At 50.7% G+C, this 5,751-nt stretch carries 3 protein-coding genes, 1 tRNA gene and 2 pseudogenes; all 6 read right to left on the bottom strand.

Annotated elements, in window-relative coordinates; all coding sequences use genetic code 11:
* The coding region (locus IGR76_07025) for a photosystem II reaction center protein Psb28 (GenBank protein ID MBF2078262.1) at positions 1-283 on the bottom strand (283 nt) is incomplete at its 3' end.
* A gap of 195 nt (positions 284-478) precedes the next feature.
* A pseudogene (locus tag IGR76_07020) lies at positions 479-1,099 on the bottom strand (YwiC-like family protein).
* 50 nt (positions 1,100-1,149) lie between these two features.
* Positions 1,150-2,174 (bottom strand): annotated as a pseudogene (locus tag IGR76_07015) (cbb3-type cytochrome c oxidase subunit I).
* Between the two features lie 224 nt (positions 2,175-2,398).
* The gene (locus IGR76_07010; GenBank protein ID MBF2078261.1) at positions 2,399-2,878 is read right to left on the bottom strand and encodes a hypothetical protein; all 480 of its coding nucleotides are present in this window, start codon (positions 2,876-2,878) and stop codon (positions 2,399-2,401) included.
* A gap of 6 nt (positions 2,879-2,884) precedes the next feature.
* Entirely contained in the window at positions 2,885-5,038 is a 2,154-nt protein-coding gene (locus tag IGR76_07005; protein ID MBF2078260.1) for a hypothetical protein, read from the bottom strand.
* Between the two features lie 636 nt (positions 5,039-5,674).
* Positions 5,675-5,747 (bottom strand) — tRNA-Met (locus IGR76_07000).
* Positions 5,748-5,751 lie beyond the last annotated feature (4 nt).

The following is a 5,751-nucleotide window of genomic DNA, read 5'->3' as shown; positions in this document are numbered from 1 at the left end:
CATCCTGGCATTTTACGCCGCAGAGCGGCGGGGAATCGACCCGCAGGGATTGAACGGAGGATGGCTGCATCAGGATTTGCCCCTCGGTGTCGGTTAATTTTAAGGATTGATGGAATCGTTTACGGTAGCTGTTGAATTGCTCAATAGACTTGAGTTTCTCAAACATCAGCAACGCAACGTGGTGGCCTGTGCGGCGATCGCGCCTCAAACTAACCCCACTTAAGTCTTCATACAAGCCGTCAAAAAACTCGATGGACGGGCTGGGAGAAAGAAGTTCTGTCATGGTACTGCCCTCTAGTAACTGTAGAGATATTGGATGAGATGAGCAGATGAAGTTATCCTTGGTGATCAGCAAGTCGCTTTTAAACACAGACAGCGATTGATGATGCGGCTGCAACGTCATGGCTTTCTGATCGCTGACTTGATCCTAGTGTCCCACTTACCCATTTGCCTAGGGTACTCATTGCGCCTTAATGGGCTAACTGGATAGGGCGAGGCGAACTGGAAGTAGGGAGAGCGCCGAGATTATTAGAAACAAAATAGCTGAGCCTGTTTCCAAAAAAGCTACATTTTGAATCGATGTGGTTTGATACCACCTGAGTTGGCAAAGAATCAACCCATACTTCAAAAGTACAACACTAAAGGCAAGGCCGGTCATTAAGAACAGTAACCCACTGTCCACTAATCCAAAGACGATTAAGCTGGCGATCGCATGATAGAGCAAGCCTGGACGCAGCGATGCCGTCTTGGGTTTGCGAAGCTTGACTGTAAAAATTGCACTGCCGAAGAAGAGGGTGTTTAAGAGCCACAGCCCTACGATGGATGGAGACCAGGTACCAACGGTAGAGAGGTACGCAAACGGAGCCGCTAGACAGACCGCCGCAAAGGTTAGAAGTTCATTGGCGATTGCTTTTTGCTGGCGATAGAAAACGGAAATGGCATCGACTCCCAACGCGGCGATCGCCCCCAGATACAGCCAAAGTAACAGGGGCGTTTGCAGATATAGGCAAACCGCTATACCCAAGGCGATGCCACCATAAAAACTACCCCAAACCAGAAACCGAGGCTTCCAACTGCGTTAGAAACGCTTGCGGATCAATCCCTCGCTTGGCGCATGCCTCGGCCAAGGTCTTTTGTCCGCGGGGAACTGATCACCTCAGCACTGCGGGCATACCAGGTGCCGTGATTCACCGATTGCACCAGTTGATAGAAGCCGTTGGGAATTAAGCCATACACCATCATCACCACCAGTCCAGCGTTGATCCACCAGAAGGAGAAATTGAGGTTCTTTTCATCCCAGGCGCGGTCGGGGGTGATTTCCCGCAGGGCGAAGAGCATGAGGGCGATCGCCAGCGAACCGTACACGCCATACCGAGCCGAGTGGGCATGAATCGGCGTTGTATTCAGACCCTGGGAGTAATAGAGCACGATCGGCGGATTGATTAAGAAGCCAAACACGCCAGCCCCTACCAGGTTCCAAAAACAAGTCGCAATGAAGAACTTTAGCGGCATGCGATAGAACCCTTGGGCTTCTGGCGAGAGCTTCAGGGACTTCACCACCTCAAAGCCAATCAGGGTGAGGGGCACCACTTCCAGCGCCGACGCAACAGAACCCATCGCAGTGATAAACACGGGCGTTCCGGCAAAGTACAGGTGATGCAGCGTGCCAATCACCCCGCTACCGAGATAGAGAATGGTGGTGAGATAGGTGGCTCGCAACGCAGAAGACCGCTTGAGGAACCCGAGTTCGCTACAGAGATAGGCGATCGCCACCGTGGCAAACACCTCAAAGAATCCTTCGACCCACAGATGCACCACCCACCAGCGCCAATACTCCGCAATACTCAGCGGTGTATGGTTGGTATACATCAAGCCCAATGCGTAGAACAGGGGAATTGTAATCGCACTGTAGAGGAAAAAGTGATTCAATCCGGTTTTGCTACCCTCCGCTTTCAGCGCGGGTTTGAGGGCGCGGAACATCAGCCACAGCCAGAACACCATGCCGCCAATTAACAATAATTGCCAGAGGCGACCCAGTTCCACGTATTCGTAACCCTGATGCCCAAACCAGAAGCTCTTGTCGCCCAGGTAGCCCTGAACACCCGCCCAGGCACCGACAAGGGAACCGACCACGACGAGCACGCCGCCAGCAATCCACCATTGCCCCAGGCTTGGAACTAAGGCGTTGTTCCACTCCAGGCAGACCTTTTGTTGGTAATCGGCGTTGAAGTGACGGTAGCTGGACTGATGGAACCCGATTAAAAGCGTCATGATTTCACTGAGCCACAAGCTCCGGCGTCGTTTGCGTTGTTGCAAACCATTGCCTAACAGTTGACGTTCCCACTGCGGTTCAAAGGTTGGGCAGAAGTCATCGATGTCACAAAACAGGTCTTCTAGACTAAACATGGGGCAGGTCAAGGGGGGAAAACTTAGCACTTTCAGCCTCTCTAACCTGCCCCTCTCTTATCCCGAACTGACGTTCGTTAAAGGCTGCGCCCATCTGAATCCGAACAGCATCATTAGCGGCTAGAACCAGCAAGCGTACAGGCATAGTGTTGCTCAATGAAACATTTTCAAAGCGTGCTATCTGATTCGAGAGGGTGACGTCTATCTCTGCAATACCGTCAGGTTTTACTTCAAACACATCTGCAACATTGAAATTTGAAGGGATTTGTACCGATACATCAGGACTTGAATTGGCAAAGATCCAGTGAGGAACCTCCTCTTCTGACTGAGCCAAGATAAATCCGAGATCGGTCGGCTCCTCTGTGGTGTCCATGCTAATGATCGGCACAATCAACGCATCCGGAGCGTGGATCAACTCAACAAGGGTTTTAGCATCAGCGCTAGCTGCGCCTGTGACATCTCCCTCTCGCAACCACGGTCACACCGATCGCACCATCCGGTTCATATCCGCGATCGCCTGCCACCGTTCTGGAGATTTCTCGGCTTCGTCCTGATTCACTTGGAACCACAGGAGTCCTTTGGCACCCGCTGCGATCGCCATCATGCCTTGTACCAAGATTTCCTGGGGATCGGGCTGGATACTAAATTGGTCACCGCCGAGGATGGGTTCACGATTCCAAATCGGAGAAAGCCCCTGGGTATGCATCCAGGTCGTTAGGGGCATGTGGTTATTCCGCATGTTGCGGAGGTAGTCGAAGGTCGCTCGTAGGGGTGGATAATTTCCAAACGCCGTAATATGGGGAGCTCCGGCGGCGGTATAAAAGTCAAGCCCTTGAATGTCAGCCATCCCTGCAAAGGTACCGATCAGCTTATTCGTCTTACCCCCATTAAACGTGGGAAGCTCTGGGTAACGGTTCCATGATCGCCAAGAATCACGGGCTTGAAGGGCAGGAATGGGAATGCCGTTATCGGTGTAGATCGTGTCGTCCGACTCGTCTCCAGTCATCACAGCAACGATGCCGGATGTATCGGTAAAGTCTGGGAAGCCTTGATTGGGCGCAACAAATGGCTCGTAGTTAATAAATGCTCCGAAATCCTCTAAGCCTGCAAGCTCAGTGTTAATCAGTTCATAGGGATCACAGGCACGCCCCCGACAGGTGCCACTGTTCACGAAAATAGTGTCAATTCCAGCAGCACGAATCTTGAGATAGTTGTCGAGTTCTCCAGCAGGGAACGGGCGCTCAGACGTGTTATTCCATGCCATCACGGGGAAGGTTTCAGGAATGACTCGACCTGTACCTACAGCAGATGGGGCATTTTTGCAGTCCACAACGACCGTCCAGGCTTCGCCGGGGGATGTTGGTGTGGCTAAGGGAATCTCCCAGAGAACGTGGGAGTTAGACGGTAGTTTGTGGTTAAGCAGCAATGTCTTCGCCGCATCCCCTGCTAACACATTCTCCCCATTGACCCAAAGATGCTGAACATGCTGGGGCGTTGTATCCGTGTTCTGAACATGGATAAGCAGACGGGAATAGTCATCCGTCGTGGTGACATAGGAGAGCGGAGCCGGAGTTTGGACGACTGGAAAGAATCCATCGACGGCAAGGCCATTACGGGTTTCGACTTGAATGGATGCCTGGGCAATCGTGTCCCACTTCGCCTGACGAGAGTGGAAATTCACCCAAATCGGTTCTCCAACCTTTGCCTTTTGCGGCCAAACGTGAACCCATTCAAACGGTGAGGGGTTATCGGGATTTTTCTGGAACATCACCCGACGATCAATCCCCTCAATCAACACGTTGTTGACCTTGCCAGAGACTTGGGCGATCGCCGCAATCTGGATGCGTCCCCCCGTGAGCGGTTCGGGAGTATCCTCGTCGTAAACGTCATTGGGAAAGAAGTAATCCTTGCGGTAGGTTGCAAAGATTCGCTCTGTATCGGGTAAATGATTAATGAGTACGTGGTTAGCCGTGATCGTATCGGGTGAGATATCCTTCAGGATGGCAATCGTATGGTTAATGAACTGGATTTGGGTATTGGAACCGGATGCAGCAAAGGTTAAGTCGCTAAATTGATCAATCCCGTTCACGGAGTCGAACCCTAGATAATCATGATTGGGCTTAAAGTCCTTTACCCGATGAGGCGCCACAGGTAGCTGCTTTGTTGTCAGCCAAAATTGATCGCGTCCTCTACCTCCAATTAACACATCACTTCGAAGACCTGCATAAAGCACATCATCATCATCGCCACCATTTAGTACATTGTCTGCCCTACCGTTTCGAGCATCCAGTACATCTTTACCCCTATTCCCCAAAAGGCGATCGCCCTTTCGTCCGAGTAGCGTATCATCACCGCTACCGCCATAGAGCTGGTTTTGAGCTTTTCCCTGTTGAACGTCCAGGTAATCATTGCCCATCTGACCCTTTGCAAGATCGTTCGTGTTCACCAAGATGCGATCGCTGCCATCTTTGCCCAATAGGAGGTTAAGCCCATCCCCCTGGGAAGCGTCTATCAGATCAGATATTTCTGTTCCTTCAATAGTCTGGTCGCCACCTTGAGCAAGGATGAGATTCGGAGATTCATTCAGAACGTGGGGGGCATCGAGATGATACTGGTCTCGCGAGGGAAGCAAAGGGCTATCATCGAGGCCACAGGGAAGAAAGCTACCTGGAGATGAAGATATTAATGGGCGGATCGCTCACGTAATCCATTGCCTTAGAGTCCATGCCTTGTTCCTAATCTAAGACGGCTTCAAAACGGATTTTACTTCTCCAAAATAAATTATGTTGCTAATGAATGCATAGCTCTTATGCTCATTCGTATTCACTTCAGATAGCAGCCCGAAATAGCAGAACTCAGAGCAGCTACGGCAAGTTCTGATTACGGAGAGTTTATTAGCTGTAGAACTGGTGTGTATGGTGCATTGGTGCGGCAAGGCTGCAGTTACACCTTGGAACGTTACCGACTGGAGCGAGTTTTATTAATAGTTCTGAGACATCCCTGTAAAAGGATGTATTTATAAGGCGCCCAGGACGTGAAGAACGTGTGGTACGTGAAACTAAATGCTTTCCCCGCTGATAATTTCACGCCTAGATTAGCCATCTCTGATAAGCATTAAACGTTTCTAAAACTGAACGGGTGCTCATCCAAACCTGATCTAGATTTGATCTAAATTTTGGGCATATTCGAAAACAGTTTGCCCTAATCTAGGACATTAGAAGTCTGCACCCAAAAGCGTGAAATCGTTACAATGTTTGGCTTTTATTGATGGCTCAGGCGGGATTTGAACCTGCGACCTTGGGCTTATGAGTCCCCTGCTCTAACCACTGAGCTACTGAGCCTTAA

Source organism: Synechococcales cyanobacterium T60_A2020_003 (genome assembly GCA_015272205.1).
In the GTDB taxonomy this organism is placed as follows: Bacteria; Cyanobacteriota; Cyanobacteriia; order RECH01; family RECH01; genus JACYMB01.
This window is presented reverse-complemented; position numbering and strand designations above follow the sequence as displayed.